The following is a 25,515-nucleotide window of genomic DNA, read 5'->3' as shown; positions in this document are numbered from 1 at the left end:
CGACGCCGTCAGCGGCGCAGCACGCCGTCGCCCACGAGTGCCCGGTAGTAGCCGAAGGTGTTGCCCAGCGCGTTCGGGTGGAAGTTGCTCGGCGCCAGCAGGTTCGCCGGGTTGAACGCGATGTAGGGCACGGCAGACCCAATGCCGTGGCCGGCGAATTCCTGGGTCGCGTCGATGTAGCGGATCCGGTCGACGCCGGCCGGTTCGGGAATGGCGGTGACGGCCAGATTGATCGCGCTGTTCAGGCCCGCGGTGCCCTGGTTGACCAGGTCACCCAGGGGCGACACTCCCGGCTGGAACAACAGCGGATAGTTCAGCACGGCGACGCGGGCATTCGGCAGGGTCGCCGCGATGTAGCCGTAGGTCTGCGCGAGGCCGGTCACGAAGGCCGGGCTGGACAGGGTGGCCACGCTCGTCTGCACGGCCAGGCCGCAGGGCACACTCGCCGGGTCCGGGGCGCAGGCCTGCAGGATCGCGGTGGATCCGGCATCGATGCCGCCGACCGTGATCGTGACCAGCGTCGTCGTGGCGCTCACCCCGGCCAGCTGGGCCGGGATGTCGGCCATGCGCGCCCCGGAGCAGGCCTTGTTCGCGCTCAGGCGGTACGGGCTGAGCAGGGAGCTGATCACCGGGTAGCTCTTGTACCGGCTGCGCTGGCAGGTCGCGTCGGAGTACGGCGGGGCACCCTGGCCGGAGGTGAACGAGTCGCCGAGGGCGACATAGCCGAGCGGCGCGGAGAGCGCGAGGCCGGCCCGGGTCGCATTCGAGCTCGCGACGGGCCCGGTGGGGGCGGACAGGGACGGGGCGGCGGTGGCCGGGGCTGCAACGACGCCGACGACCAGGGCGACGCTCAGAAGGGAGAGGGCGCCGACGCGCGACAGGGAACGCGTGCGATTCTGAGAATTTGTCATGCTGCAGGTTATTGCCCGTCCGGCGGCACCGACTAGGGCGGGCTCTGGCCCCAGTTCGGGGGTGACGATCGCCCGGCAGGCGAAACGGCCCGCCCTGCCGAAGCAGGACGGGCCCTCCGTCTCACCGATCTACCTGGCGAGAGGTGATCGGGAGAACTACCAGACTACGCTTCGGTCGGAGCCTCGGCGTTCGCGGACTCGGCCGACTCGGCCGACTCCTCGAGAACCGGTGCGAGCGACAGCTTGCCCCGGTCGTCAATCTTGGTGATCTCAACGAGGACCTTCTGGCCCACGCCGAGCACGTCTTCGACGTTCTCGACCCGCTTGCCACCGGCGAGCTTGCGCACCTCGGAGATGTGCAGCAGGCCGTCCTTGCCCGGGAGCAGCGAGACGAAGGCGCCGAATGCGGCGATCTTCACGACAGTTCCGAGGAACTGCTCGCCAACCTCGGGGTTGGTCGGATTCGCGACGGCGTTGACCATGGCGCGGGCGGCCTCGGCCGAGGGACCGTCGACGGCGCCGATGTACACGGTTCCGTCTTCCTCGATCGAGATGTCGGCTCCGGTCTCGTCCTGGATCGAGTTGATCATCTTGCCCTTCGGGCCGATCAGCTCGCCGATCTTGTCGACCGGGATCTGGACCGAGATCACGCGGGGCGCGGTCGGGGCCATCTCGTCGGGCTTGTCGATCGCGGCGTTCAGCACGGCGAGGATCGTGGTGCGAGCATCCTTGGCCTGGGTGAGCGCTCCGGCCAGGACCGACGCGGGGATGCCGTCGAGCTTGGTGTCGAGCTGGATCGCGGTGACGAACTCGCTCGTGCCGGCGACCTTGAAGTCCATGTCGCCGAGTGCGTCTTCGGCGCCGAGGATGTCGGTCAGGGCCGCGTAGCGGGTCTTGCCGTCAACGGTGTCGGAGATGAGGCCCATGGCGATGCCGGCAACGGGCGCGCGCAGCGGCACACCGGCGTTGAGCATCGACAGGGTCGAGGCGCAGACGGAACCCATCGAGGTGGAACCGTTGGAGCTGAGCGCCTCGGAGACCTGACGGATGGCGTACGGGAACTCCTCGCGCGTGGGCAGCACGGGGACCAGGGCGCGCTCGGCGAGTGCTCCGTGGCCGATCTCGCGGCGCTTCGGCGTTCCGACCCGGCCGGTTTCACCGGTCGAGTAGGGCGGGAAGTTGTAGTTGTGCATGTAGCGCTTCTTGGTGACCGGGCTCAGGGAGTCGATCGTCTGCTCGAGCTTGAGCATGTTCAGCGTGGTGACACCCAGGATCTGGGTCTCGCCGCGCTGGAAGATCGCCGAACCGTGCACGCGCGGGATGACAGCCACCTCGGCGTCGAGCGGGCGGATGTCGGCGAGGCCGCGACCGTCCATGCGCACGCCCTCGTTGAGGACGCGGGTGCGGACAACCTTCTTCGTGACGGACTTGTACGCCGCTGAGACCTGGCCGAGCGCACCGGCGGGAAGTTCACCGGCGTCGATCCTGGCCGCGATGGCGTCCTTGACACGAGCCTTGAGTGCGTCATCCGCATCCTGGCGTTCGACCTTGCCGGCGATCTTGTACACGTCGCCCAGCTCGGCCTCGGCCAGGGCCGCGACGGCGTCGTAGGTCTCCGGCTGGTAGGGCGGGAAGACCTGGTAGTTGCCGGTCGGCTTGGCAGCGGATGCCGCGACCTTCTGCTGGGCCTCGATGAGCTGCTTGATGAAGGGCTTGGATGCCTCGATGCCCTCGGCGATGACCTCTTCGTTCGGCTTGATGGCGCCGCCCTTGATGAGGTCCCACGAGTTGTCGGTGGCTTCGGCCTCGATCATCATGATCGCGACGTCCTGGCCGCCATCGGCATCCGTGACGACGCGACCGGCAACGACCATGCTGAACACGGCGTCGGCGATCTGCGAGTACTTCGGGAAGGCAACCCACTGGCCGGAGCCGTTCTCATCGGGGATGAGGGCGACGCGAACGCCACCGATCGGTCCGGAGAAGGGGAGGCCGGCGAGCTGCGTCGACATGGACGCGGCGTTGATCGCGAGCACGTCGTAGTACTCGTCCGGCGCGATGGCCAGAACGGTCACGACGACCTGGATCTCGTTGCGGAGGCCGTCGACGAACGACGGGCGCAGCGGCCGGTCGATCAGGCGGCAGGTGAGGATCGCCTCGGTCGACGGGCGACCTTCGCGACGGAAGAAGCTGCCCGGGATGCGGCCGGCAGCGTACATACGCTCCTCGACATCGATGGTCAGCGGGAAGAAGTCGAAGTTTTCCTTCGGCTGCTTGCTCGCGCTCGTGGCGGAGAGAAGCATGGTTTCTTCGTCGATGTATGCGGCGGCAGAACCCTGCGCCTGCTGGGCGAGACGCCCGGTTTCAAAACGGATGGTGCGCTTGCCGTACTTGCCGTTATCGATAACGGTTTCAGCGAAAGTGATTTCTGGACCCTCCATGTGGGGGTTCTCTCCTTTGTTTAGACTCGCATGCCCGTGTGGCGCGCGAGTGGGACAAGGAGCAGGGAACAGGCAGGACGAAGTCGTGCGCAGTGAGCGCCGACTCGTGCTGGCCACCAGTAGAAATTCACCACCACGCCGTTCGTGTGAACCGCGGTTGGGAAACCACCACCGAGGACCAGCTTCCTGCCAGCCTGCTCCAATTGCTCGGCCATCCGAGAATGGCCGTCCCAATTCTAACAGCCCCGCCCCCAGATACCCCCTTCCCCCCTCCGCGAAACCGCAGTTGTGCGCGCTAAAACGACGTTTTAGCGCGCACAACTGCGGTTTCGCGGGTTAGACGGCACGCCCACGGAATGCAGGTAGGTGAACATCGGCCGCAGCGCGTGGTCCAGCGCCAGCGAGTGGCGCGCCGTGCCGGCGGTCGCCCCGATCAGCACCGGCATGTCGGTGAGGGACTTGGCTCAGCCCGGCGGACACCACGGCAAGTCGGCGGGTCGTCATCTCAGGCCCCCTTCGGGTTCGACGCGGCGAGGCCGGGGGCACCGGCCGGGCTCGACTTCAGGACGGTCTCCGCGATCGCCCGCGCCTCGGCGGCGGCCGTGAGGGAGGCGTGCGTCGGGGCATCCGGCACGGTCGCCGGGCGCATCTTCGCGAACTCGGCTCGGAGCACGGGCACGACTTCCTCGCCGAGGAGGTCGAGCTGTTCGAGCACGACCTTCAGGGGCAGGCCCGCGTGGTCCATCAGCCAGAGCTGGCGCTGGTAGTCGCCCACGTAATCGCGGAAGCCGAGCGTGCGGTCGATGATCTCCTGCGGGCTGCCGACGGTCAGCGGAGTCTGCTCGGTGAACTCCTCCAGGCTCGGGCCGTGGCCGTAGACCGGGGCGTTGTTGAAGTACGGGCGGAACTCATTGACGGCGTCCTGCGAGTTCTTGCGCATGAACACCTGCCCGCCGAGTCCGACGATGGCCTGCGCGGCGGTCCCGTGGCCGTAGTGCTCGAAGCGCTGGCGGTAGTACCCCACCATCTTCGCGGTGTGCGAGGCGGGCCAGAAGATGTGGTTCGAGAAGAGGCCGTCGCCGTAGAAGGCGGCCTGCTCGGCGATCTCCGGGGTGCGGATGCTGCCGTGCCAGACGAAGGGCGGCACGCCGTCGAGCGGACGCGGCGTCGACTGGAAGCCCTGCAGGGGGGTGCGGAACTGGCCCGACCAGTCCACGGAGTCCTCGCGCCAGAGCCGGCGCAGCAGCGCATAGTGCTCGAGGGCCAGCGGGATGCCCTGGCGGATGTCCTGGCCGAACCAGGGGTAGACCGGGCCCGTGTTGCCGCGGCCCAGCATCAGGTCGACCCGGCCTTCGGCGAGGTGCTGCAGCATGGCGTAGTCCTCGGCGATCTTGACCGGGTCGTTGGTCGTGATCAGCGTGGTCGCCGTGGACAACACGATCCGCTCGGTCTGCGCGGCGATGTAGCCGAGGAGGGTGGTCGGCGAGGAGGGCACGAAGGGCGGGTTGTGGTGCTCGCCGGTGGCGAAGACGTCGAGCCCGACCTCTTCGACCTTCCTGGCGATGGTGACCATGGCCTTGATGCGCTCGTGTTCGGTCGGGGTCCGACCGGTCGTGGGGTCGGTGGTGATGTCCCCGACGGTGAAGATTCCGAACTGCATTTCCAGCCTCTCAATCTCAATGCGTTTGCATGGATATTCTAGCCAACGACCGACCGAGTGATCTTATTCCGTCGCGCCCGTGATCGCGTGACAGGATTGGCCAATGACGGATGCCCCGGACCTCGATCCTGCCTTCGCCACGGTCCCCGCTCCTGCCCCGTGGTGGACGCAGGCCGTGGTGTACCAGGTGTACCCGCGCAGTTTCGCGGACTCGGACGGCGACGGGATCGGCGATCTGGGCGGCATCCGGTCGAAGCTCGATTACCTGGCCGAGCTCGGCGTCGACGCGGTCTGGCTCTCCCCGGTCTACCCGTCGCCGCAGCACGACAACGGCTACGACATCCGTGACTACCAGGACATCGACCCGGTGTTCGGCAGCCTCGCGGAGTTCGACGCGCTGCTGGCCGAGGCTCACGAGCGCGGCATCAAGATCGTGATGGACCTCGTCGTCAACCACACGAGCGACGAACACGCCTGGTTCGAGGAGTCTCGCTCCTCGCGGACGAGCCCCCGGCGCGACTGGTACTGGTGGCGGCCGGCCGCAGCCGACGGCGGACCGCCCAACGGCTGGCGCAGCGCCTTCAGCGGCCCGGCCTGGACCCTCGACGGGGCCACCGGCGAGTACTACCTGCACCTGTTCGCCCGGCAGCAGCCCGACCTCAACTGGGAGAACCGCGAGGTGCGCCAGGCCGTCTACGCGATGATGAACTGGTGGCTCGACCGCGGGGTCGACGGCTTCCGGATGGACGTGATCAACTACATCGCCAAGCAGATCGAGCTCGTCGACGGACCCCACCCGAGCCTGGACGGCGGCTCCCCGATGGGGCCGCAGATCCACGACTACCTGCAGGAGATGCACCGCGAGGTCTTCGCCGGGCGAGCGGGCGAGCACCTCACGGTCGGAGAGATGCCCGGTGTGAGCGTCAGCGACGCCGTGCTGTTCACCGACCCGGCCCGGGCTGAGGTCGACATGATCTTCCAGTTCGAACACGTGTCGCTCGATCAGGGAGACCACAAGTTCCTGGCGCTGCCGCGCAGCCTGCCCGCGCTGAAGAAGAGCCTCTCCCGCTGGCAGGACGGCCTGGCCGAAACCGGCTGGAACAGCCTTTACCTCAACAACCACGACCAGCCCCGGCTGGTGTCGCGGTTCGGCAACGACGCCGAATACCGGTACGAATCCGCCACGCTCTGGGCGCTCGTGCTGCACCTGCACCGCGGAACGCCCTACATCTACCAGGGCGAGGAAATCGGCATGACCAACGTGCGCTTCGATTCCATCGACGACTACCGCGACATCGAGTCGCTCAACCACTTCCGCGAGGCCGTGCAGGAGTTCGACCAGTCGCCCGCCGCGGTGCTGGCAGGGGTGCACACCATGGGCCGGGACAACGCCCGAACGCCGATGCAGTGGGACGCGTCCGACAACGCCGGCTTCACCTCCGGAATACCGTGGATCGCGGCGAACCCGAATTATCCCGAGATCAACACGGTTACCGACCGGGCCGACCAGCGGAGCATTTTCCGCTTCTACCAGCGCCTGATCGCGCTGCGCCACGAGAGCCCGGTCGTGGCGCTCGGCGCGTTCTCGATGCTCGAGCCGGAGCACGACCAGCTCTACGCGTTCACCCGCACGCTCGGCGACCGGGCGCTCCTCGTGGTTGCCAACGCCTCGCATGCGCCCCTGGCCGGGCCGCTCCCGGTCGATGTCACGGGCGGCGTACTGGTGCTCGGCAACTACGCCGACGCCGCGGGAAGCGGGCTGCGGCCCTGGGAGGCACGGCTCTACCGGCTGTGACGGCTGTGACGGCTTGTCGCGATCCTTACACGCGTGCACGGACGGGCGGGCGACGCACGACCTGCCAGGCCGTGATGACGAGGGCGAACACAACCCCGAGCACGGCGCCGGCGCCGTTCGCGATGAGGTCGCGAACGTCGGGGTATCGGGTCGGCAGGAACTGCTGGGTGAACTCGATCGAGCAAGTGAGCACGACGCCGATGACGATGGCGAGCCACCAGAGCCGGCGCCCGAAGAGCAGGAGCAGGAACACCCCGATCGGGATGAAAATACCGATGTTGGCCGCGAATTCGACCCGCCCATAGGTGATCCAGTCGGTCGAGTCGTGCCGGGCGAAGAACCCCAGCGCGCGGAGCAGCCAGCCGTTGTTTGCGCTGTCGAGCGGCTGCGGTCCGAGGGTCACCCAGCCGACGAACGCCAGGTAGGCGAGCGTGACCAGGGACAGGACGGGATGGCGATGCAGCATCCCCCCATCGTGCCCGATCGCGCCTGGATGTCCACCCCGCGGCGCGCCTCAGCCGCGGCCTCTCGCCCTCGCCCCGGGGCCAACTCAGGAGAATCGGGGAAAACGGCCGGAATTCGCCCGTTTGCGCACCATTCCCCCGGAATCTCCTGAGTTGGCCACCGGGCCGTCGCGACAGGAGGTGGCCGAGGTCGAGCCCGCCGAGAACACGGTGGCGGCGGGCTCGATTCACCGGTGACGCACTACTTGCGGAGCGAGTCTTCCTCGGCGATGGCTTCGTCGCGGATCGTATCGTCGAAGATCCGCTTCGCTTCGATGCCGACAACCGAGTGGCGACGGCCGTACGCGAAGTACACGATGAGCCCGATCGCGAGCCAGACCGCGAAACGAACCCAGGTCAGCGTGGTGAGGTTCAGCATCAGCCAGAAGCAGAGCACGGCGGAGAGGATCGGCAGGAACGGCGAGAACGGCACCCTGAACGCCCGCTTCAGGTCCGGGCGCTTCTTGCGCAGCACGACGACGGCGATGCTTACAAGCACGAAGGCCGACAGCGTGCCAATGTTGATCATTTCCTCGAGCACGCCAACGTCGGTGAGCCCGGCGATCAGGGCAACGGCCAGGCCGGTGATGATCTGGATGCGCACCGGGGTGCCGCGCTTGGCGGAGGTCTTGCTCAGCGACCGCGGCAGCAGGCCGTCGCGGCTCATCGCGAAGAGAACGCGGGAGAGGCCGAGCAGCAGCACCATGATCACGGTGGTCAGGCCCACCAGGATGCCGACGGAGATGACCTGGGCGGCCCATCCTGCGCCGACCGCGACGAATGCCGTCGCGAGGGACGCGTTGGGGTCGTCGGCGAGCACCGTGTAGGGCACCATGCCGGTCAGCACGAGGCTGACACCGATGTAGAGCACCGTGACGATGGCCAGGCCGGCGAAGATTCCACGCGGGAGGGTCTTCTGCGGGTTCTTGACTTCCTCCGCGGAGGTCGCGATCACGTCGAAGCCGATGAAGGCGAAGAACACGAGCGAGGCGCCGGCCAGCAGACCGAAGATCCCGTACTGGGCGGGCGCCGCTCCGGTCATGAAGGAGAACAGCGACTGTCCCCAGGCGTCGCCGTCGCCGCCCTTGGTGGGAATGGCGTCCGGGATGAACGGCGTGTAGTTCTTGATGTTGATGAAGAACGCGCCGACGACGATCACGAAGACGACGATCGCGATCTTGATCAGGGTGAAGATGCTGGCGACGCGCGCGGAGAGCTTGGTGCCGAAGACGAGCAGGGTCGTGAAGATGGCGACGATGACGAACGCGCCCCAGCTCACCTTCAGGCCGACCACATCGATCTCGGCGGGGATGTCCCAATTCCAGAGCGCGAACACGTTACTGAGGTAGATGCCCCAGTACTTGGCGATGACGGCCGCGGCGGTCAGCATCTCGAGGATGAGGTCCCAGCCGATGATCCAGGCGAGCAGTTCGCCGAGCGTCGCGTAGGTGAACGTGTAGGCGGATCCGGCGACCGGAACGGCCGACGCGAACTCCGCGTAACACATGATCGCGAGGGCACAGGTGAAGGCCGCGAGGATGAAGCCCAGCGTGACGGACGGCCCGGCGTAGCTGCCGGCGGCCTTCGCGCCGACCGAGAAGATACCGGCCCCGACCGCGACGGCGACGCCCATGATCATCAGGTCCCAGGTGCCCAGCGTGCGTTTGAGGCTGTGGCCCTTTTCGAGGGAGTCCGCGATGGAAGATTCGATACTCTTGGTGCGCCTGAGGCTCATGGCGGGGTAGTGTCCGTTCAGTTGGTCGTCCGGCTTCCCTGCCGGGCAAACACCAATCCTAGGTGTCGCAGTGTCCCCCGTTGACGGGGCTACGGAATTTGTCCGCGACCATCCGCTTCGAAAGGACCTCATGAACGCACCGCTCCTGCCGCTGGGCAATGGTCGCAGCATCCCTCAGATCGGGCTCGGGACCTGGCCGCTGGACGACGCCGAGGTGGCTCCCGTGATCGTGACCGCCATCGAGGCCGGGTACCGGCACCTCGACACGGCCGTCAAGTACGGCAACGAGGCCGGCGTCGGCCGCGGCATCCGGGACAGCGGCATCGCCAGGGGCGAGCTGTTCGTCACGACGAAGCTCAATGGCGTCTACATGGGCGACGACAAGGCGATCGCCGGGCTCGATGAGTCCCTCACCCGGCTGGGCCTGGACTACGTGGACCTGCTGCTGATCCACTGGCCGGTGCCGCAGCGCGGCCTCTTCGTCTCGACCTGGAAGACGTTCGAGAAGCTGGTGGCGTCCGGGAAGTCCAGGTCGATCGGGGTGTCGAACTTCAAGCCCGCCCACCTCGACCGGCTCCTCGCGGAGACGGACATCGTGCCGGCCGTGAACCAGATCGAGCTGAACCCCTACGTGACCCGCGCAGAGCAGCGCGCCTACAACGCCATGCATGGCATCGTCACGGAATCCTGGAGCCCGCTCGGGCAGGGAACCGAGCTGCTCAGCGAGCCGCTGCTCGGCTTCCTCGCCGAGAAGTACGAGAAGACCCCCGCCCAAATCGTGCTGCGCTGGCACATCGAACTCGGCCTGGTCGCCATCCCGAAGTCGAAGACCCCGGAGCGGATCCGCCAGAACATCGACGTGTTCGACTTCACCCTCGACCCGACGGACGTCGAGGCGCTGGCCGCGCTCGATCAGGGACCGGATGCCGGCGTCGACTCGGACGTGATCGGGCACTGACAGAGCGCGCGGATCAGCGCGCGTAGATGTCGTCCCAGCCATACTCCATCGCTGCGCAGGCATCGGCGTATTCCTGCTCCAGCTGCGTGGACAGGCTTCGCGCGCGGTCACGCAGCTCCGAGAGCACGTCCGTCGAGTCCGGTTCCGCCGCCAGATCCTCGGGGATGCCCGTCAGTGCGCTCCGCGAGCCGACGATCAGTTGCACCGTCACCGTTCTCGCGTCGTTCTTGACGGCCCGTTCCACCATCTCGGAATTGTCTCCGTCGTCAAAGGAGGCGACGAGAAGCAAGAGGGCGTCCGCGCCTTCATCCGTGGTCAGGAAGGACTCTCCGGAATATGAAACCTGGTTCATGATCTTCTCCCCCGGTGCATTGTTCGTGCCTGCGCCTGATCCGGAGTTGGAATCCGGAACGGCGCTGGCGCCACGCTAGCATCGGCGACGGATGCCCGCAGTCGGCATGAAGGGGGACAGCCGCGGGCCCTCGAGCGGGGAAAACAAAACGGGCCGCCACCCCAAGGTGACGGCCCGTTCGTAAGAAGATCGCGTTATCGACGAAGGCCGAGGCGCTCGATCAGCGAGCGGTACCGGTTGATGTCGACATCCGACAGGTAACCGAGCAGACGGCGACGCTGTCCAACCAGAAGCAGCAGGCCACGACGTGAGTGGTGGTCGTGCTTGTGCTCCTTGAGGTGCTCCGTCAGGTCGAGGATGCGCTGCGTGAGCATTGCAATCTGGACCTCGGGGGAACCCGTGTCGCCTGGGTGGGTAGCGTACTTTTCGATGATCGCCTTCTTAGCATTAGCTTCGAGTGCCATAGATGGGATCCCCTTTCTCTCACTGCGCGGTGCCCGGGGCAGAATGCCTGGGCTCTCTTTGTCCGCGGCCGTTAGACGGCAACCTGAAGAGTTTAGCAGAGTCGGATGCCCGGGCTCGCTCCCTCGGGCACCGGACCCTGGCGCCTGGCGGCTGGCGGCTGGCGGCTGGCGGCTCAGGCCGTGACGGCCGCGGTGCATAACTCCGCCAGATCTGCGGCGGTCGCCGGAACAACCCCGTGATTTCGCCGGCTCAGGACGCGGGTCCGACATTCTGGCGGAGTTATGCGCAGACGTCACTTCTCCCCCGTGGCGGCCTTCCGCTGCTCCGACGAGAACGCCCCGTCGACGCCGGTGCGAGAGCGCTTGATGTAGTCGTTCAGGCCCGCACTGAGCCCGGCGACACCGTCGGGCACGGCCGCGTAGGTCATCGACTTGTCGGCCTGGAAGCCGAGGTGGGCCCCGGTGAGCACGGCGTCCTGGTTCGCGCCGAGGAAGACGAAGTCCCAGTTGAAGTCGTTCGTCTGCTGCCGCACGAGCGTGCGCACGGATTCCGCGGTCCACTCGTGGCTCGAGTTCTCCTCTCCGTCGGTGGCCACGACGACCTGCACCGTGCCGGGACGCTGGTCTTCGGGCAGCAGGGCGAGGCGCCAGCCGAAGGTCGAGACGGCGTGGCCGATCGCGTCGTAGAGGGCCGTAGCCCCGCGGGGTTCCAGCGCGACAACGACGTTGGCCGGGTCGGCAAAGGTGGCCTGCGTCTCGATCTCGGTGTCGAAGGTCACGATGTCGACGCTGAGCCGGCCGGGCTCGGCGGCCTGGTCGCGCAGCATCGATTCGAGCCCGCCGACCATGTCGTTCCGAATCGTCGTCATCGATCCGCTGCGGTCGATGATGAGCAGCAGTCCGGTGTAGTTGGGGTCGGTCATGGGAGTCTCCTGTCGCGTGAGTGTGCGCCCGCGCCACGTTGGCCGGACCCGGCGTCGCAGCTACAACCGCAGGACGACTCGTATCCCACATGGTGCAGGGGACGACCGACATTCCTTCCGATGTGCCGGGTCGGAAGCGTCGCGCGGGTAGTACGCCGCATCGCGTGCGATGCGCCACCCGCGCAGCGGCGTGCCACCCGCGCAGCTCGGAACCGGCAGCCGAACAGCTTCCGGTACGCGGCGTTGCGGACGACGCTACACGCTCGCGGCCCGCCGCTTGCGGGGCGCCCGCGCGAGGAGGGATTCGTCCGGACCGTTCCACACCTTGAGGATCGCCCAACCCACCGCCGTGATCGGCACCGCGAGGACCGCCCCGGCAATGCCGCCGAGGATCGTGCCGGCGGTCAGGGCCACCAGGATCACCAGCGGGTGAAGCTTGAGGGACTGCCCCATCACCAGGGGCTGCAGCAGGTCCCCCTCCAGCTGGTTGACCACAATGACGATGCCCAGCACGATGAGGGCGACGACCGGCCCGTTGGCGACCAGCGCGACGAGTGCGGCGAGGATACCCGCGACCGTCGCCCCGATCAGGGGGATGAAGGCGGTGAGGAAGATGATGACGGCCAGCGGGAGCGCCAGCGGGACCTGGAGGATCGCCAGCCCGCCTCCGATCGCCACCGCGTCGACCAGGGCGATGATCGCCGTGCCTCGCACGTAGCCGCCGAGCACCCGCGGCGCGGTGTCCCCGATGCGGCGCATCCGCTCGAGGCGCTCGCCACGGAAGGGGCGCAGGAAGAACGCCCAGATCCCGTCGCCGTCTTTGAGGAAGAAGAACAGGATGACCGCCACGAGCAGGATCCCGGTGATCGCCTCGGCCGCGGCGGAGACCCCGGCAATCGCACCGGTGCCGAACTGGCTGCTCGTGATGAAATCGACGAGTGCCGCGCGTGCGTCATCCAATTGCGCCTGGTCGATCGGGATCGGCCCGTCGGCCAGGAAGGCCTGCAGCTCGTCCAGGCCGTCAGAGCCGGCCTGGGCCAGTTCGCCCCACTGGTTGCGCACGGCGAACACGATAAGGGTGATGATCCCGCCGAAAACGAGCACACCGGCGAGCAGCGTGAGCCAGGTGGCGAGCATCGCCGAGAGGCCGCGCCGCCGCAGCCAGCCGACGAGCGGGGCGATCGCGGCCGCGAGAATCACGGAGATCAGGACCGGAATCACCACGAGCTTCAACTGCACCAACCCGAACACGACCACCGAGGCGAGCGTGATCACCAGGATGAGCTGCCCGCTGCGGATGCCGAGGCGCCCCAGGCGGTCCGTCCAGGGTGCTCGAATGGACGGTCGGCCGGTGTTGTCGTCTTCTCCCATGGTGCAACCTTAGACAGGCGGCGGGGCCGACGACTCCTGTCGTGCGGCCTGCCGTGAATCGCCCTGGCCGAGGACCGACCGCCTGACCTTTAGCCGAGGACCGCCGCGACGGATTCGTCGATGATGCCGAGCCCGCGCTCGAGTTCCTCGTCGGTGATGGTCAGTGCGGGCAGGATCTTCATGACCTCGCCCTCCGGACCCGACGTTTCCATCAGCAGGCCCCGGGTGAAGGCCTCGGCGCAGACCCGGCCGGCCAGGTCACCGTCGGCGAACTGCAGCCCGCGGGCCAGTCCTCGTCCCTTCGCCACGAGGGCATGCTCCGGGTAGCGGGCCGCGATGGCGGCGAAGCGTGCCTGCACGGTCTCGCCCCTGGCGAGCGTCGAACGCTCGAGCGCGTCATCCGACCAGTAGAGGCGGATGGCCTCGGCCGCGGTGGCGAACGCGGGGCTGATGCCGCGGAAGGTGCCGTTGTGCTCCCCCGGCGCCCAGATGTCGAGCTCCGGACGGATGAGGGTGAGCGCCATCGGCAGGCCGTAGCCGCTGATCGACTTCGACAGGCAGACCATGTCGGGCACGATCCCGGCTTCTTCGAAGCTGAAGAACCCGCCGGTTCGTCCGCAGCCCATCTGCACATCGTCGAGGATCAGCAGCACGCCGTGCTCCCGGCACAGCTCGGACAGGCCGCTCAGCCACTCGGCCCTGGCCACGTTGATGCCACCCTCGCCCTGCACCGACTCCACGATGACCGCGGCCGGCTTGTCCAGCCCGCTGCCGCTGTCGCCGAGGAGGCGTTCCAGGTAGGCGAAGTCGGCGCCGCCCTCGAGGTAGCCGTCGAACGGCATCGGCGTCGTGTGCACGAGGGGAACGCCGGCGCCGCCACGCTTGAGCGCGTTGCCGGTCACGGCGAGCGCGCCGAGCGTCATCCCGTGGAAGGCGTTCGTGAAGTTGATGACGCCGGTGCGGCCGGTCACCTTGCGGGCGAGCTTGAGGGCAGCCTCGACGGCGTTCGTGCCGCCGGGGCCGGGGAAGACGATCTTGTAGTCGAGGTTCCGCGGCTTCAGGATCAGCGAGTCGAAGGTCTCGAGGAAGTCCCGGCGCGCGGTGGTGAACATGTCCAGCGAGTGCATGACCCGGTCGTCGCTCAGGTAGTCGATCAGGACCTTCTTGAGTTGCGGGTTGTTGTGGCCATAGTTGAGGGCGCCGGCGCCGGCGAAGAAGTCCAGGTAGCCGCGGCCGTTCTCGTCGTACATGGTGCTGCCGACGGCGCGGTCGAACACGACCGGCCAGGACCGGGAATAGCTCCGGACCTGTGATTCTCGCGTGGTGAAGACGTCAGTGATCATGGCCATGGGAGTTCCTCCGCATTTGGGGTGATGGCCCGGCCGGCCGATCGGGTGGAGCGGCTCGGCATCGTGGGCGTCCGGGAAATCTGTTCTTCGAAAGTGAGCTCGTGACGACCCGGTCGTTGTCGGCATGCGCCCCTTGAGCCTATGCACTCCCCCTCCGGATGGCTAACCTTGGCGGGGGGCCGCTCGGCCGCCAGCACCGCCGCAGCCAGCACGGCCGCAGCCATCACCGTCGCCAAGGAGTAGCGCCATGCCAGAAGACACCGCACCAGTGTTGCCGCCCAGCCCCGCGGCATCCGGCCCGGCCGTGCTCGACGAGTGGGTCACCCGACTCGTCCGGGAGCTGGGTCTTCCGGCCGACGTCATCAACGTCGCGCTCGTGCTCGACCTCGCCCGCGACGCAGCCCACGGCGTGGCCCGTCCGGCCGCGCCCCTCACCACGTTCCTGGTCGGCTACGCGGCCGCTCTCGCCGGCGGCTCCCCCGACGACGTCGAACGGATCGCCGCGATCGCCACCCGGCTCGCGACCGAATAACCCCCGCGAAACCGCAGTTGTGCGCGCTAAAACGCCCGAATAACGCGCACAACTGCGTTTTCGCGGGGGTCAGCGTTCGAAGATGAGCAGGGTCGAGGTGGCGGTGGCGTAGACGCGGCCCCGGGCATCCGTGAGGGCCGCCTGGGCGAAGGCCGCTCGTCGGCCGAAGGAGATCAGCGTCGCCTCGGCCCGGACCGGCCCGGTGTCGGCGGTGATCGGGCGGTGGAACGACACCTTGAGCTCCAGGGTGGTGTACCCCTGCGTCGCGGTCAGCCGCGAGTGCGCCGCGCAGCCGCAGGCACTGTCGAGCAGCGTCGCGGCATACCCGCCGTGCACCGTGCCGATCGGGTTGTAGGCGTGCCGCCCGGGCACACTCTCGAAAACGGCGCGTCCCTCCTCGGCCTCGACCAGGGTGAAATCGAGCGATTCGCCCATCCCCGGGCGACGGCCGGAGGCGATCATCGCGCGGAGCTGTTCGAGGCCGGAGAGCCCCGGGGCGATCTCGTCGAAGAGGGAAATCATGCGCGTCGCCCTTCCAGGGTTGAGGCCACGCGTTCGAGCACCGACTCGCGGCCGGCGTAGATCCCCTCGGCGCGCGGCCAGTGGCTGATCACATCGGTGAAGCCCAGTGCGTCCGCGCGGCCGACAGCGTCGTCGAACGCGTCCACGCTCTGCAGCGAGTATGCCCCGTTGCTGTCCAACGAGAGGTAGCGCTCGATCGACGCCGGATCGCGGCCCGCGGCGAGCGCGGTGTCGTCGAGCCTGGCCGTGAGCGCGGCGACCGAGGCCCACCAGTCCTCACCGGTGGCACCGTCGGCGCCCGTGGTCACCCACCCGGCCCCGTGCTCGGCGACCAGGCGCAGACCCTTCGGCCCGTTCGCGGCGATCACGAACGGCACCCGGGGATGCTGCGCCGGCCGGCCGACCATGCGCGCCTCTACGGCGCTGTACCAGTCGCCGTCGAAGCTGATGCCGCCGACGCCTTCCTCGTGCCGGAGCAGCTGGTCGAGGGCCCGGACAAATTCGGCGAACCGTTCGTGGCGCTGGCGGGGCGTGTACCCGGGCTGGCCGAGCACCGACGCGTCGAAACCGGTCCCGCCCGATCCCACGCCGAGGGTGAATCGCCCGCCGGAAATGTCGCTGAGCGTCGCGATCTCCTTGGCGAACGGGACGGGATGCCGGTAGTTCGGCGACGACACGAACGTGCCCAGCCGGATCCGGCTCGTGAGCGTCGCGGCGGCCGTGAGCGTGGGCACGGTGGCGTGCCACGGCTCGTCGGCGAGCGTCCGCCAGGAAAGGTGATCGTAGGTCCAGGCATGGTCGAAGCCGTACTGCTCCGCCGCCTGCCAGCGACGCCGGGCCTCCGGCCACGAGTCCTGCGGGAGAATGACGATTCCAAAGCGCATGCAGCGAGTCTACGGATGCCGCAGCGGTCCGCTCTCGTGGCTGCATGCGCCCGGTGCTACCTTGTGGTGCGACGCCCGCCCGGGCGCGAGGGAGCAAACCGATGAAGGCCACGGCGCGATGCACGATCGTGCCCCCGTACCTGCTGGTGCGGCTGGCGCGGCTGGACGACCCGCGCTTCGCCGCGGCGGCGGAAGCGGCCAGGCAATCGCTGCTCCGCGACATCCCGCTGCGCGAACATCGTGCCGCGGCGCATCCGCTGCCCCCGGCGCTCGCGGTTCGCGCCGGTGCGGCCAGGCAGCGCGGCCGGATCGACCGCAGCATCTGGGATGCCGTGGGCCTGGAACGGCTGCCCGGGCGCCTTCTCGCCCGCGCGGAGGGCTGGCCGCCCACCTCGGACCCCGCGGTCAATGAGGCCCATGACGGCCTCGGTGAGACCCACACCCTGTTCTGGACGCGATTTGCGCGGGACTCCATCGACGACCGGGGGATGCCGTTGGAAGCAAGCGTGCACTACGGCCGGAAATACGACAACGCGTTCTGGGACGGCGAGCGCATGGTCTTCGGTGACGGGGACGGCCAGGTCTTCAACCGGTTCACGCTCTCGCTCACGGTGATCGGGCACGAACTCACCCACGGGGTCACCCAGCACACCGCGAACCTCACCTACGCGGGCCAGTCGGGGGCGGTCAACGAATCGATGTCCGATGTGTTCGGCTCGCTCGTCGAGCAGCACGCCAGGGGCCAGACCACGGCGGAGGCGAGCTGGCTGATCGGGGAGGGTCTGTTCACGGAGCAGGTCCAGGGCGTTGCGCTGCGGTCGATGAAGGCGCCCGGCACCGCCTACAACGACGATGTGCTCGGTAAGGACCCGCAACCAGGCAGCATGGCGGGGTACATCGACACCGAAGACGACAATGGGGGCGTGCACCTGAATTCCGGCATCCCGAACCGTGCGTTCTACCTCGTCGCCGAGGCCCTCGGCGGCAATGCCTGGGAGGCGCCGGGGCAGATCTGGTACGACACCCTGACCGGCGGCGCCCTGGGCAGGCGGGTCGACTTCGCGGGTTTCGCTCGCGCGACCGAGGCCGCGGCGGCGGCGCGCTTCGGCCCCGGTTCCCGCGAGCATGCGGCCGTGCGCTCCGCGTGGCACGAGGTGGGTCTCGGCCTGTCGCTGCCTGCGCGAGCGCCCTCGGAGTAACATTCCCGCATGAAGGTCATCGTCTCGCGGAGCGGCGGCATCGCCGGCATCCGGGTCACCTGGGAAGTGCAGGTCGACGAGCAGCCGGATGCCCCCAGCTGGCGGGAACTCCTGGACTCGCTGCCCTGGGGCCAGGCCGAGGAAACCGCCCCCGAGCCCGACCGGTATGTGTATCGCATCCGGTGCGCCCCGCACGAGGTGGTGCTGCCGGAGCCGCAGGTGGCCGGGCCGTGGAAGGACCTCGTCGACCGGGTCAGGGCCGTCAACGAGGGTCGGTAGCGCGCGGGCGATGCGCGGCGCGTTTCGTGGCGTGGTTCGCTCGCACGGACGCTCCTCCCGTGGGACGATGTGCATATGGCTATCAACGACTTGAACCCGGTTGAGATTCTCAGCGACGACGAATGCTGGGAATTCCTGCTGTCCGCCAACCTGGGCCGCCTGGCGGTGAGCGTCGTCGGCGAACCCGACATCTACCCGGTGAACTTCGTCGCGTCCGACAAAAAACTGCTGTTCCGCACCTCCGAGGGCGAGAAGCTGCTCGAACTCACCGTGAACAACAAGGTCGCGTTCGAGAGCGACGGGGTCGGCCGGGAGCAGGCCTGGAGCGTCGTGGTCAAGGGCACGGCGCGCGTCCTCGAAACGCGGGCGGAGATCGACGCCGCCGAACAGCTGCCGCTCCGACCGCTCGTCCCCACCCTCAAATACATCTGGGTCGAGATCACGCCCGCCAGGATGTCCGGGCGTCGTTTCACCCTGGGCCCGGAACCCGAACGGTTCTGAGCTCGGCCGGGTCAGAACCCGGCGAGGTCAGAGCCCGGCGAGCGCGCGCATCGCCTGGAGCCCCTGGGGCGTGCCGGGCCAGTGCCGCTCGAGGGCTTCCGCCCCGGCGTGCCGGGTGGCGAACCGAAGCACGACCGCGACGATGATGGCATCGTCGGCGTAGCCGAGCACCGGGATGAAGTCGGGGATCAGGTCGATCGGCGACACCAGGTACGCGAGCAGGACGAGCAGCACGACCCGCACCCGTCGGGGAACCGTGCCGTCGGCGGCCAGGCGGCGCACGAGCCGGATGACGTCCGGGATGAGGCGAAGGGCATCCGTCAGCGTGGTCTTGTCCGGTCGGTCGCGTGAGGCACGCCAGAGGAGCGCGACGAGAACCAGCCACAGCAGCAGGAACCCGGCCAGGACGCCGAGCAGGACCTCCCACCACATCAGGCGGACCGGGTGAGCAGCGCCAGGAGCGCCGCGCCGTAGGCATCCGACGCATCCGCGGCGTCGAACGCCGTGCTCTCCCCCGCGACCTCGACCTCCACTCGGTAACCGGCAGCTGCCAGCCGGTGGAGCGAGCGGAAGGTGCCCCGCAGCAGCTCGCGCAGCTGGTCTTCCCGCGGCAGCCAGAGAGCGTGCTCGAGGGCGAGGGAGTCCAGCGCCCATTCGGTGGTCCCGTTGAACCCGAGGATCGTGCCGATGTCGAATTCGTGGGCTTCGATCGTCATCTCGCTCACCGTGAACACGTCGCTGTCGAAATCGGGGCGTTCGATGCGGAACGAATCCCCGGAGACCGGATGCCAGTGCAGGCCGGCCTCGCGGAGCACACGGGCGTTTTCGACGGAAATCATGGGACACTCGATCCTGGCGTTTGCCTCGACGACGCTGCCTGCACCGGAAGGACCGTACGTGACCCCAGCGGTGAATCTCACGGTACGCGTGAAGCCGGGCAGCCGCAAAGGGCCGCTGGTCGTGACGGAGGATTCCGACGACGCGTCGCTGACGGTGTTCCTGCAGCAGCGGGCGGTCGACGGGGCCGCGAACGACGCGCTCGTCCGATTGCTCGCCGCACACTTCGGTGTGGCCCGGAGCGCGGTGCGCATCATCCGGGGCCACACCTCACGTGTGAAGCACGTGCGGATCGAGTCTTAGCTCACACCGAGCAGGTCGATCACGAAGATCAGCGTCTGGCCGGACAGGCGGTGGCCTCCGCCGGCGGGGCCGTAGGCCAGCTGCGGCGGGACGACGAGCTTGCGGCGTCCGCCGACCTTCATCCCGGGGATTCCCTGCTGCCAGCCGGCAATGAGCGAGCCGAGCGGGAAGTTGATCGACTGCCCGCGGTTCCAGGAGGAGTCGAATTCGTCACCGGAGTCGTACTCGACGCCCAGGTAGTGGACGTCGACGGTGGCGCCGGGCGTGGCCTCTGCGCCTTCCCCGACGACGATGTCAACAATCTCGAGCTGTTCGGGCGCGGGGCCCTCCGGGGCGTCGAGTTCGGGCTTTGAGTTCAAATCAGTCATTGCACCATCCAACCGGATTCCGGGCCGGATCGCACACCGGAGAATTCCTCCTTGCGCGAACGGGGTCGCCGGGTGCAGGCTGTAACCAGACAAACTCGCCGCACCGGGAGAGTCGTCGGCAGTGCCACACCACCGGGCGGCGAGTTTTTTTGCGCCTCGGCGCCGACGTGCTAGTCGCGACGAGCCGCCGGGGGCGTGCCAATCACGACGGCGCGGTTGGCCCGCAGCGAGGCCAGCAGGCGGGCTTCGCCGGAGCGGTCGGCGGGCCTGGCTCCCGCCCCCGCGTTGAGCATCCGCTCCCGGGCGAAGGCCAGGCGGGTGGCATCCGTGATGAACCCGCGCATCGCGGCCTGCCGGCCGGGCGGCTGCGCGGTCGCCCAGGCCAGGGCCTGGCGACGTCCCGCCGCGGTGGCGAGCATTGCGACCTCCTCCGGCGTGAACCAGCCGGCCGCGGAGTACTCGTTCAGCCGCGCCTGGGTGACCTGCCTCTCCTGCCGGCGCATCAGGTTGACGACGAGGATCGCGCCGATGAACAGCGGCACCTGCACGAAGACGTAGTACCGCAGCAGCGCCGAGTCGCCGACGAAGACCAAAGAGGCGCCATTCCACAGGGCATGCAGCAGCACGGCCGGGATCAGACCGATCACGAAGTAGCCGATGGCGCCGAACGCGCCGGTGCGCCGGGCCGCGATCCCCAGGGCCAGGCCGGTGCAGGCGGTGAACATGACGTGCGCGAACGGCGAGAACACGCCGCGCAGCAGGAACGTCACGCCCAGGACTCCCGGCCCGCCGTCGGCCATGGCCGTGCCGAAGTACTGGATGTTCTCCGAGAACGCGAAGCCAGCGGCGATCGTCGCGGCGTAGACGATGCCGTCGACCGGGCCGTCGAAGTGCCTGCGGATGGCCCAGAAGATCAGCAGCACGCCGAATCCCTTCGCCGCCTCCTCCACGATCGGAGCCTGGACGACGCCGGTGACCAGGTCGTTGCCGACCAGTTCGCCCCCGCTGGCCCGGATCGTCAGCTGCACGCCCAGGTCGAAGATGAGCGCCGTGACGACGGAGACGCCTGCTCCCCAGAGGAACGCGAACCAGAGCGCCGGGCGAGGCTCCGGATCCCACCGGTCGATCCAGCGCACCGCGAACAGCACCGCGGTCAGCGGGATCAGCGCGAGCAGGAGCGAGACGAGCAGGCCGGACGTGCCGAGGAAGCTCGCGAGGTAGACGAAGACGAGCAGGAGGGCGAGCGCGGCCAGGGTGATTCCGGTGACGGCCAGGGCGAGCGTCCCGGCCCGGGACGGCGCTTTCGGCGGGGTCCACACCGGCTGCACGGGCTCGGGGCTCGGCTGCACGGGCGACTGGTCGAAGGTCATGCCTCTATTCTGACGCAGCAGCTCCGGCTCGGGCGCCCGGCCGTCAGCCGCCGAACATCGTGTCCGGACCCAGGATGCCCAGCGGGTCGAACACCGCCTTGATCCGTCGCTGCAGCTCGAGGCTCGTGTCGCCGATCTCCTCGGCCAGCCAGCGGCGTTTGAGCACGCCCACGCCGTGCTCGCCGGTGAGCGTGCCGCCAAGCGCGAGCGCGGCGCGGAACAGCTCGTCGGCCGCGGCCCAGATGTGGTCCGGCACCATCGGATCCCCGATCCGCCGCAGCGGGTCGATCGGAATCACGAAGTTCGGGTGCAGGTTGCCGTCCCCGGCATGGGCGACCGTCGGAATGGGCACGCCCGTGCGGGCGCTGATCTCGGCGATCCGCTCGAACATCTCGGCCATCCGCGAGCGCGGCACCGACACGTCCTCGATCAGGACCTCGCCGTAGGCGGCGAGCGCCGGGTGCGCGGAGCGCCGGATCGCCAGCAGCCGCTCGCCCGAGGCGGGGTCCGTCGACTGGCGCACCTGGCCGCCGGAGCTCCGCAGCACGGCGGCGGCCTGGTCGGCTTCGGCGAGCGCGGCCGGCCCGTCGGTCTGCAGCAGCAGGAACGCTCCTCCCTCGATGGGGAGCCCGGCGGAACCGTCCGGGCCGAGGTAGTCCGCGATCATCGCCAGGGCGACCGGGTCGATGAGCTCCATCACGGCCGGGCGAACCCGGGCGGCGATGACGGCGGCGGATGCGGCGGCCGCGGATGCGACATCCGGGAACACGGCGCCGAGAGTGACGACCTCGCCCGGGGTGATTGCCCGCACCCGCACGGTGGCTTCGACGATGACGCCGAGCGTGCCCTCCGAGCCGGTGAGCAGCGCGGTGAGGTCGTACCCGGTGACGCCCTTGACGGTGCGGTGGCCGGTCTTCAGCAGCCGGCCGTCGGCGAGCACGACGGTCAGTGCGAGCACGGCCTCCCGGGTGACCCCGTACTTCACGCAGAGCAGACCGCCCGCGTTCGTGGCGATGTTGCCGCCGATCGAGCAGATCGCCTTGCTGGCCGGGTCGGGCGCGAACCACAGCCCGTAGGCGGCGAGCGCGTCGTTCAGGTCCTGGTTGATCACGCCCGGTTCGACCACGGCGAGTTCGTCCTCCGGCCGGATCTCGAGGATCCGGTTCATGCCGGCCACGCTGAGCACGATCGAGCCGTCCGTGCCGCACGCTCCCCCGGCCAGCCCGGTGCCGGCGCCGCGCGTGACGACGGGCGTGCCGGTCTCGCTGGCGATGCGCAATGTCGCCTGGACCTGCTCCGTGGTCGTCGCACGCACCACGGCCAGCGGAATCCCCGCGGCAACCCAGCCCGACTTGTCCTCGCGCACCGCCGCCAGGTCGGTCGGGTCCGTGCTGACGATCGAGCCGAGTTCGGCCTGCAGCCGGGCGAGTGTGGTCATGGGGCTCAGGATAGCGTGCCGGCGATGTCCGATTTCCGCTACCGGAGGCCGCCGGGACGTGACAGGCTGGGTTGGTGAGCAGAGACCGAACCACACGGCCGGGCCCGGTCGACCCGGCCTTCGACGAGCGGTACCGGGCCATGTCGAGCCGCGACGCCCGCTTCGACGGCCAGTTCATCACCGGCGTGCACTCGACCGGCATCTACTGCCGGCCCAGTTGCCCGGCCGCCACGCCCAAACCTGCGAATGTGTCGTTCTACCTCACCGCCGCCGCGGCCCACGAGGCGGGGCTGCGCGCCTGCAAGCGGTGCCTGCCTGACGCCGTCCCCGGATCGCCGGTCTGGAACATCCGTGACGACCTCGCCGCACGGGCCATGCGCCTGATCGCCGACGGCGCGGTCGAACGCGACGGCGTGCCGGGCCTCGCGGCGCGCCTCGGCTACACCCCGAGGCACCTGACCCGCGTGCTCGTCGCCGAGGTCGGGGCAGGGCCGCTCGCCCTGGCCCGCGCGCACCGCGCCCAGACGGCCCGGGTGCTGTTGATCAACACGGGGCTCTCGATCGCCGAGGTCGCGTTCGCGGCCGGCTTCGGCAGCGTGCGCCAGTTCAACGACACGATCGCCGCCGTCTATGAGCGCACCCCCTCCGAACTGCGGGCCACCGGCTCGGCCCGCCGGTCCCACGACGAGCGAACGGATGCCGCGGCCGCGCTGGCGACCGGCATCACCCTGCAGCTTCCGGCCCGGGCGCCCTTCGACGGGGCCGGCGTGCTCGCCTTCCTCGGCACGCGCGCCATCGCCGACGTCGAACAGGCCACCGGCACCGGCTACGCGCGCACGCTCCGGCTGCCCCACGGCGTCGCGACAATCGCGCTGTCCCTCGCCGGAACGAACGCGGCCCCCGCGATCCTCTGCACCGCGAAGCTGACGAACCTCACCGACCTGGCCCCGCTCGTCAGCCGGGTTCGCCGCCTGCTCGACCTGGACGCGGACGCCGCGGCGATCGACCTGGCCCTCGCCGCCGATCCCGCGCTCGCGTCCTCGGTCGCGGCGCTCCCCGGCATCCGGGTGCCCGGAAGCATGGATCCCGAGGAAACGCTGTTTCGCGCGTTGATCGGGCAGCAGGTCTCGGTGGCCGCGGCCCGCACGGCGCTCACCCGCCTGGCGGCCGCGCTCGGCGACGAGCACCCGGGCGGCGGGCTCCCGGGCGAGGAGCACGGGCCGCGGCGCCTGTTCCCCACGGCCGAGCGCATCGCCGCCGACGGACGTTCCGTGCTGCGGGGCCCGGCCGCACGCATCAACACGATCATCCGCGTCGCCGAGGCGCTCAGCACGGGCGAGCTGGCGCTCGACGTTGGGGAAACCCGCGAAGACCTGGAGTCCCGGCTGACCGCCCTGGCCGGGATCGGACCGTGGACGGCCGGGTATGTGGCGATGCGCGTGCTCGGCAGCCCGGACATCCTGCTCACCAGCGACCTGGCGCTCCGCCAGGGCGCCGCACGGCTCGGGCTGCCGGGCGAGGCCAGGGCGCTGGCGGTCCGCGGGGCCGGCTGGGCACCCTGGCGCAGCTACGCCGGGATGCACCTGTGGCGCGCGGCCGGCGCGCCCGTCGATGTCCTCCAACGATCCGGCGGGGCTCTTGGCTACGCCCCACAACCGAACGCCTCCCCGGTGCCGATAGCCTAGACAGGTGAAGTTTGCGCACCTCAGAGTCGAAGGCCAGTCCACACCTCGGCTGGCGGTGGTGTTCGGGGACGCCGCTTTGTTCCTCGACGAGATCATGGACGACGCCCCGCGCGACCTGCAGGACATGATCGAAAAGGGTGAGCAGGAGTTCGACCGGGTGCGCGCGCTCAGCCTCAACGCGGCCTCCCACGGAGCGAGCCTCACCCCGCTCGACGGGCTCCGCCACTCCTCCGCCGTGCTGCGCCCGCCGCAGATCATCGCGATCGGCGCCAACTACGCCGCCCACTCCGACGAGCTCAAGCTGCGCTCCGAGACCGCCGCGACGGTGTTCTCGCTCTGGCCGAACTCCCTCACCGGGCACGAGTCGACCATCACCTGGCCGGGCGACCTCACCGGCCAGGTCGACTACGAAGCCGAACTCGGTGTGATCATCGGCCGCCCGGCGCGAAACGTGTCGGTTCACGACGCCCTCGACTACGTGTTCGGCTACACCGTCGTCAACGACATCACGGCCAGGGACCTGCAGTTCTCCGAGGCGCAGTGGTCCCGGTGCAAGTCCTTCGACGGCTTCACCCCCACCGGCCCCGTCGTCGTCACCGCCGACGAGATTTCCGACCCGCAGGACCTGTGGCTGACGACCCATCTGGGCGGGCGCGTGCTTCAGGACGCCTCCAGCGGCGACATGGTGCGCACGGTGGCCGAGATCATCGCGTACCTCTCCACCACGTCGACCCTGCTGCCGGGAACCCTGATCTCCACCGGAAGCCCCGGCGGCGCGGGGTACAGCCGCAAGCCGCAGGTATTCCTTCAGGACGGCTCGACCGTGACGGTGTCGATCGACAAGATCGGTTTCCTCACCACGCACTGCCGCGTCAGCTAGGGCGTGTCTCCTAATCGAATCGTGATTCGTTTGGGAGGGTGGAGGGATGTCTCGTACTGCTTTGCTGATCGATGACCAGTGGGCTCGGATTGAATCGTTGATGCCGAGCTCGGATGGCAGTGCGGGGCGACCGTTCCGGGATCATCGCTCGATCGTGGAGGGCATCATTTACCGGTTCCGGGCGGGAATTCCGTGGCGGGATCTGCCGGAGAATTTCGGTCCGTGGCAGACGGTCTGGAAACGGCATCGCCGGTT

General features: G+C 68.9%; 27 protein-coding genes and 1 pseudogene. 10 read left to right on the top strand and 18 right to left on the bottom strand.

All coding sequences use genetic code 11. The features are described from left to right. Positions 1-8: 8 nt before the first annotated feature. From BLQ39_RS10720 to BLQ39_RS10705, 4 genes and pseudogenes are all read right to left on the bottom strand, one after another. Positions 9-911, bottom strand: coding sequence for an SGNH/GDSL hydrolase family protein (locus BLQ39_RS10720; protein ID WP_092323890.1), 903 nt, complete (start codon positions 909-911; stop codon positions 9-11). A gap of 164 nt (positions 912-1,075) precedes the next feature. Then, entirely contained in the window at positions 1,076-3,352 is a 2,277-nt protein-coding gene (locus BLQ39_RS10715) for a polyribonucleotide nucleotidyltransferase (protein ID WP_092323889.1), read from the bottom strand. Positions 3,353-3,696: 344 nt separating this feature from the next. Next, positions 3,697-3,810, bottom strand: a pseudogene (locus BLQ39_RS10710) (NADPH-dependent FMN reductase); the annotation flags it as partial. 47 nt (positions 3,811-3,857) lie between these two features. Beyond that, positions 3,858-5,012, bottom strand: coding sequence for an LLM class flavin-dependent oxidoreductase (locus BLQ39_RS10705; RefSeq protein WP_092323885.1), 1,155 nt, complete (start codon positions 5,010-5,012; stop codon positions 3,858-3,860). Positions 5,013-5,115: 103 nt separating this feature from the next. Here BLQ39_RS10705 and BLQ39_RS10700 point away from each other — a divergent pair, with 103 nt between their 5' ends. After that, complete coding sequence (locus BLQ39_RS10700; protein ID WP_092323884.1) at positions 5,116-6,807, top strand: glycoside hydrolase family 13 protein; 1,692 nt, start codon at positions 5,116-5,118, stop codon at positions 6,805-6,807. A 25-nt stretch (positions 6,808-6,832) separates the two neighbouring features. Here the strand turns inward: BLQ39_RS10700 and BLQ39_RS10695 are convergent, their stop codons facing one another. Both BLQ39_RS10695 and BLQ39_RS10690 read right to left on the bottom strand, forming a co-directional pair. Beyond that, on the bottom strand, positions 6,833-7,273 hold the full coding sequence (locus BLQ39_RS10695; RefSeq protein ID WP_092323882.1) for a VanZ family protein: 441 nt from the start codon (positions 7,271-7,273) through the stop codon (positions 6,833-6,835). A gap of 239 nt (positions 7,274-7,512) precedes the next feature. Beyond that, positions 7,513-9,045 (bottom strand): amino acid permease, encoded by a 1,533-nt coding sequence (locus tag BLQ39_RS10690; protein WP_092323880.1) that lies wholly within the window; start codon positions 9,043-9,045, stop codon positions 7,513-7,515. Positions 9,046-9,175: 130 nt separating this feature from the next. On the opposite strand from BLQ39_RS10690, the gene BLQ39_RS10685 reads away from it, so the two are divergent. Next, positions 9,176-10,003 carry an aldo/keto reductase gene (locus BLQ39_RS10685; RefSeq protein WP_092323879.1) on the top strand — a complete coding sequence of 276 codons (828 nt, stop codon included), beginning with the start codon at positions 9,176-9,178 and terminating at the stop codon, positions 10,001-10,003. 13 nt (positions 10,004-10,016) lie between these two features. On the opposite strand, the gene BLQ39_RS10680 is transcribed toward BLQ39_RS10685, so the two are convergent. The 5 genes from BLQ39_RS10680 to ectB all read right to left on the bottom strand — a co-directional run bounded on the left by BLQ39_RS10680 (position 10,017) and on the right by ectB (position 14,456). Further along, positions 10,017-10,355 (bottom strand): hypothetical protein, encoded by a 339-nt coding sequence (locus BLQ39_RS10680; RefSeq protein ID WP_092323877.1) that lies wholly within the window; start codon positions 10,353-10,355, stop codon positions 10,017-10,019. Positions 10,356-10,549: 194 nt separating this feature from the next. Next, positions 10,550-10,819 carry a 30S ribosomal protein S15 gene (gene rpsO / locus BLQ39_RS10675; RefSeq protein WP_066594293.1) on the bottom strand — a complete coding sequence of 90 codons (270 nt, stop codon included), beginning with the start codon at positions 10,817-10,819 and terminating at the stop codon, positions 10,550-10,552. Between the two features lie 293 nt (positions 10,820-11,112). Further along, positions 11,113-11,742, bottom strand: a complete 630-nt coding sequence (locus tag BLQ39_RS10670) for a vWA domain-containing protein (protein WP_092323875.1) — start codon at positions 11,740-11,742, stop codon at positions 11,113-11,115. A 255-nt stretch (positions 11,743-11,997) separates the two neighbouring features. Further along, complete coding sequence (locus tag BLQ39_RS10665; RefSeq protein WP_092323874.1) at positions 11,998-13,113, bottom strand: AI-2E family transporter; 1,116 nt, start codon at positions 13,111-13,113, stop codon at positions 11,998-12,000. Between the two features lie 89 nt (positions 13,114-13,202). After that, on the bottom strand, positions 13,203-14,456 hold the full coding sequence (gene ectB, locus BLQ39_RS10660; protein WP_092323970.1) for a diaminobutyrate--2-oxoglutarate transaminase: 1,254 nt from the start codon (positions 14,454-14,456) through the stop codon (positions 13,203-13,205). Positions 14,457-14,709: 253 nt separating this feature from the next. On the opposite strand from ectB, the gene BLQ39_RS10655 reads away from it, so the two are divergent. Continuing rightward, positions 14,710-14,994 carry a DUF6457 domain-containing protein gene (locus tag BLQ39_RS10655; protein WP_198417082.1) on the top strand — a complete coding sequence of 95 codons (285 nt, stop codon included), beginning with the start codon at positions 14,710-14,712 and terminating at the stop codon, positions 14,992-14,994. Positions 14,995-15,063: 69 nt separating this feature from the next. Here the strand turns inward: BLQ39_RS10655 and BLQ39_RS10650 are convergent, their stop codons facing one another. Together BLQ39_RS10650 and BLQ39_RS10645 are read right to left on the bottom strand one after the other, a co-directional pair. Then, positions 15,064-15,516: a PaaI family thioesterase gene (locus tag BLQ39_RS10650; protein ID WP_092323872.1), complete on the bottom strand. Its 453-nt coding sequence runs from the start codon at positions 15,514-15,516 to the stop codon at positions 15,064-15,066. Then, a complete protein-coding gene (locus BLQ39_RS10645; protein WP_092323871.1) occupies positions 15,513-16,400 on the bottom strand; it encodes an LLM class flavin-dependent oxidoreductase in 888 nt (295 codons plus the stop codon). The genes BLQ39_RS10650 and BLQ39_RS10645 overlap by 4 nt, the downstream gene beginning before the upstream one ends. 101 nt (positions 16,401-16,501) lie before the next feature. Here BLQ39_RS10645 and BLQ39_RS10640 point away from each other — a divergent pair, with 101 nt between their 5' ends. The 3 genes from BLQ39_RS10640 (at position 16,502) to BLQ39_RS10630 (ending at position 18,379) form a co-directional block, all read left to right on the top strand. Continuing rightward, positions 16,502-17,599 (top strand): M4 family metallopeptidase, encoded by a 1,098-nt coding sequence (locus BLQ39_RS10640; protein WP_092323869.1) that lies wholly within the window; start codon positions 16,502-16,504, stop codon positions 17,597-17,599. 9 nt (positions 17,600-17,608) lie between these two features. Then, complete coding sequence (locus BLQ39_RS10635) at positions 17,609-17,878, top strand: protealysin inhibitor emfourin (RefSeq protein ID WP_092323868.1); 270 nt, start codon at positions 17,609-17,611, stop codon at positions 17,876-17,878. Positions 17,879-17,953: 75 nt separating this feature from the next. After that, complete coding sequence (locus BLQ39_RS10630; RefSeq protein WP_174775332.1) at positions 17,954-18,379, top strand: pyridoxamine 5'-phosphate oxidase family protein; 426 nt, start codon at positions 17,954-17,956, stop codon at positions 18,377-18,379. 27 nt (positions 18,380-18,406) lie between these two features. Here BLQ39_RS10630 and BLQ39_RS10625 read toward each other — a convergent pair whose 3' ends face one another. Both BLQ39_RS10625 and BLQ39_RS10620 read right to left on the bottom strand, forming a co-directional pair. Beyond that, the gene (locus BLQ39_RS10625) at positions 18,407-18,811 is read right to left on the bottom strand and encodes a YkvA family protein (RefSeq protein ID WP_092323866.1); all 405 of its coding nucleotides are present in this window, start codon (positions 18,809-18,811) and stop codon (positions 18,407-18,409) included. After that, on the bottom strand, positions 18,811-19,218 hold the full coding sequence (locus BLQ39_RS10620; RefSeq protein ID WP_092323865.1) for a pilus assembly protein CpaE: 408 nt from the start codon (positions 19,216-19,218) through the stop codon (positions 18,811-18,813). The genes BLQ39_RS10625 and BLQ39_RS10620 overlap by 1 nt, the downstream gene beginning before the upstream one ends. A gap of 58 nt (positions 19,219-19,276) precedes the next feature. Here BLQ39_RS10620 and BLQ39_RS10615 point away from each other — a divergent pair, with 58 nt between their 5' ends. Further along, complete coding sequence (locus BLQ39_RS10615) at positions 19,277-19,519, top strand: DUF167 domain-containing protein (RefSeq protein ID WP_241982827.1); 243 nt, start codon at positions 19,277-19,279, stop codon at positions 19,517-19,519. Here the strand turns inward: BLQ39_RS10615 and BLQ39_RS10610 are convergent. From BLQ39_RS10610 to BLQ39_RS10600, 3 genes are all read right to left on the bottom strand, one after another. Further along, positions 19,516-19,887: an FKBP-type peptidyl-prolyl cis-trans isomerase gene (locus BLQ39_RS10610; protein WP_092323862.1), complete on the bottom strand. Its 372-nt coding sequence runs from the start codon at positions 19,885-19,887 to the stop codon at positions 19,516-19,518. The genes BLQ39_RS10615 and BLQ39_RS10610 overlap by 4 nt on opposite strands. Positions 19,888-20,057: 170 nt before the next feature. Next, positions 20,058-21,257 carry a PrsW family intramembrane metalloprotease gene (locus tag BLQ39_RS10605; protein ID WP_092323860.1) on the bottom strand — a complete coding sequence of 400 codons (1,200 nt, stop codon included), beginning with the start codon at positions 21,255-21,257 and terminating at the stop codon, positions 20,058-20,060. A 43-nt stretch (positions 21,258-21,300) separates the two neighbouring features. Further along, a complete protein-coding gene (locus tag BLQ39_RS10600) occupies positions 21,301-22,695 on the bottom strand; it encodes an FAD-binding oxidoreductase (RefSeq protein ID WP_092323858.1) in 1,395 nt (464 codons plus the stop codon). 74 nt (positions 22,696-22,769) lie between these two features. On the opposite strand from BLQ39_RS10600, the gene BLQ39_RS10595 reads away from it, so the two are divergent. The 3 genes from BLQ39_RS10595 to BLQ39_RS10585 all read left to right on the top strand — a co-directional run. Continuing rightward, a complete protein-coding gene (locus BLQ39_RS10595) occupies positions 22,770-24,380 on the top strand; it encodes an AlkA N-terminal domain-containing protein (RefSeq protein WP_256332742.1) in 1,611 nt (536 codons plus the stop codon). A gap of 4 nt (positions 24,381-24,384) precedes the next feature. Next, positions 24,385-25,260, top strand: coding sequence for a fumarylacetoacetate hydrolase family protein (locus tag BLQ39_RS10590; protein WP_241982828.1), 876 nt, complete (start codon positions 24,385-24,387; stop codon positions 25,258-25,260). Between the two features lie 46 nt (positions 25,261-25,306). Continuing rightward, positions 25,307-25,515 (top strand): transposase (locus tag BLQ39_RS10585; protein ID WP_143006465.1); only part of this gene is annotated, 209 nt, incomplete at its 3' end.

The sequence above is a fragment of the Cryobacterium psychrotolerans genome, from assembly GCF_900101115.1.
In the GTDB taxonomy this organism is placed as follows: Bacteria; Actinomycetota; Actinomycetes; order Actinomycetales; family Microbacteriaceae; genus Cryobacterium; species Cryobacterium psychrotolerans.
Note: the sequence above shows the minus strand (reverse complement) of the source record. Positions and strands in the feature narration are given on the sequence as shown.

Coding starts and splice junctions, on each gene's coding strand:
- BLQ39_RS10720 (WP_092323890.1), bottom strand. CDS start 911: ATGACAAATTCTCAGAATCGCACGCGTTCCCTGTCGCGCGTCGGCGCC.
- BLQ39_RS10715 (WP_092323889.1), bottom strand. CDS start 3,352: ATGGAGGGTCCAGAAATCACTTTCGCTGAAACCGTTATCGATAACGGC.
- BLQ39_RS10705 (WP_092323885.1), bottom strand. CDS start 5,012: ATGCAGTTCGGAATCTTCACCGTCGGGGACATCACCACCGACCCCACG.
- BLQ39_RS10700 (WP_092323884.1), top strand. CDS start 5,116: ATGACGGATGCCCCGGACCTCGATCCTGCCTTCGCCACGGTCCCCGCT.
- BLQ39_RS10695 (WP_092323882.1), bottom strand. CDS start 7,273: ATGCTGCATCGCCATCCCGTCCTGTCCCTGGTCACGCTCGCCTACCTG.
- BLQ39_RS10690 (WP_092323880.1), bottom strand. CDS start 9,045: ATGAGCCTCAGGCGCACCAAGAGTATCGAATCTTCCATCGCGGACTCC.
- BLQ39_RS10685 (WP_092323879.1), top strand. CDS start 9,176: ATGAACGCACCGCTCCTGCCGCTGGGCAATGGTCGCAGCATCCCTCAG.
- BLQ39_RS10680 (WP_092323877.1), bottom strand. CDS start 10,355: ATGAACCAGGTTTCATATTCCGGAGAGTCCTTCCTGACCACGGATGAA.
- rpsO (WP_066594293.1), bottom strand. CDS start 10,819: ATGGCACTCGAAGCTAATGCTAAGAAGGCGATCATCGAAAAGTACGCT.
- BLQ39_RS10670 (WP_092323875.1), bottom strand. CDS start 11,742: ATGACCGACCCCAACTACACCGGACTGCTGCTCATCATCGACCGCAGC.
- BLQ39_RS10665 (WP_092323874.1), bottom strand. CDS start 13,113: ATGGGAGAAGACGACAACACCGGCCGACCGTCCATTCGAGCACCCTGG.
- ectB (WP_092323970.1), bottom strand. CDS start 14,456: ATGATCACTGACGTCTTCACCACGCGAGAATCACAGGTCCGGAGCTAT.
- BLQ39_RS10655 (WP_198417082.1), top strand. CDS start 14,710: ATGCCAGAAGACACCGCACCAGTGTTGCCGCCCAGCCCCGCGGCATCC.
- BLQ39_RS10650 (WP_092323872.1), bottom strand. CDS start 15,516: ATGATTTCCCTCTTCGACGAGATCGCCCCGGGGCTCTCCGGCCTCGAA.
- BLQ39_RS10645 (WP_092323871.1), bottom strand. CDS start 16,400: ATGCGCTTTGGAATCGTCATTCTCCCGCAGGACTCGTGGCCGGAGGCC.
- BLQ39_RS10640 (WP_092323869.1), top strand. CDS start 16,502: ATGAAGGCCACGGCGCGATGCACGATCGTGCCCCCGTACCTGCTGGTG.
- BLQ39_RS10635 (WP_092323868.1), top strand. CDS start 17,609: ATGAAGGTCATCGTCTCGCGGAGCGGCGGCATCGCCGGCATCCGGGTC.
- BLQ39_RS10630 (WP_174775332.1), top strand. CDS start 17,954: ATGGCTATCAACGACTTGAACCCGGTTGAGATTCTCAGCGACGACGAA.
- BLQ39_RS10625 (WP_092323866.1), bottom strand. CDS start 18,811: ATGTGGTGGGAGGTCCTGCTCGGCGTCCTGGCCGGGTTCCTGCTGCTG.
- BLQ39_RS10620 (WP_092323865.1), bottom strand. CDS start 19,218: ATGATTTCCGTCGAAAACGCCCGTGTGCTCCGCGAGGCCGGCCTGCAC.
- BLQ39_RS10610 (WP_092323862.1), bottom strand. CDS start 19,887: ATGACTGATTTGAACTCAAAGCCCGAACTCGACGCCCCGGAGGGCCCC.
- BLQ39_RS10605 (WP_092323860.1), bottom strand. CDS start 21,257: ATGACCTTCGACCAGTCGCCCGTGCAGCCGAGCCCCGAGCCCGTGCAG.
- BLQ39_RS10600 (WP_092323858.1), bottom strand. CDS start 22,695: ATGACCACACTCGCCCGGCTGCAGGCCGAACTCGGCTCGATCGTCAGC.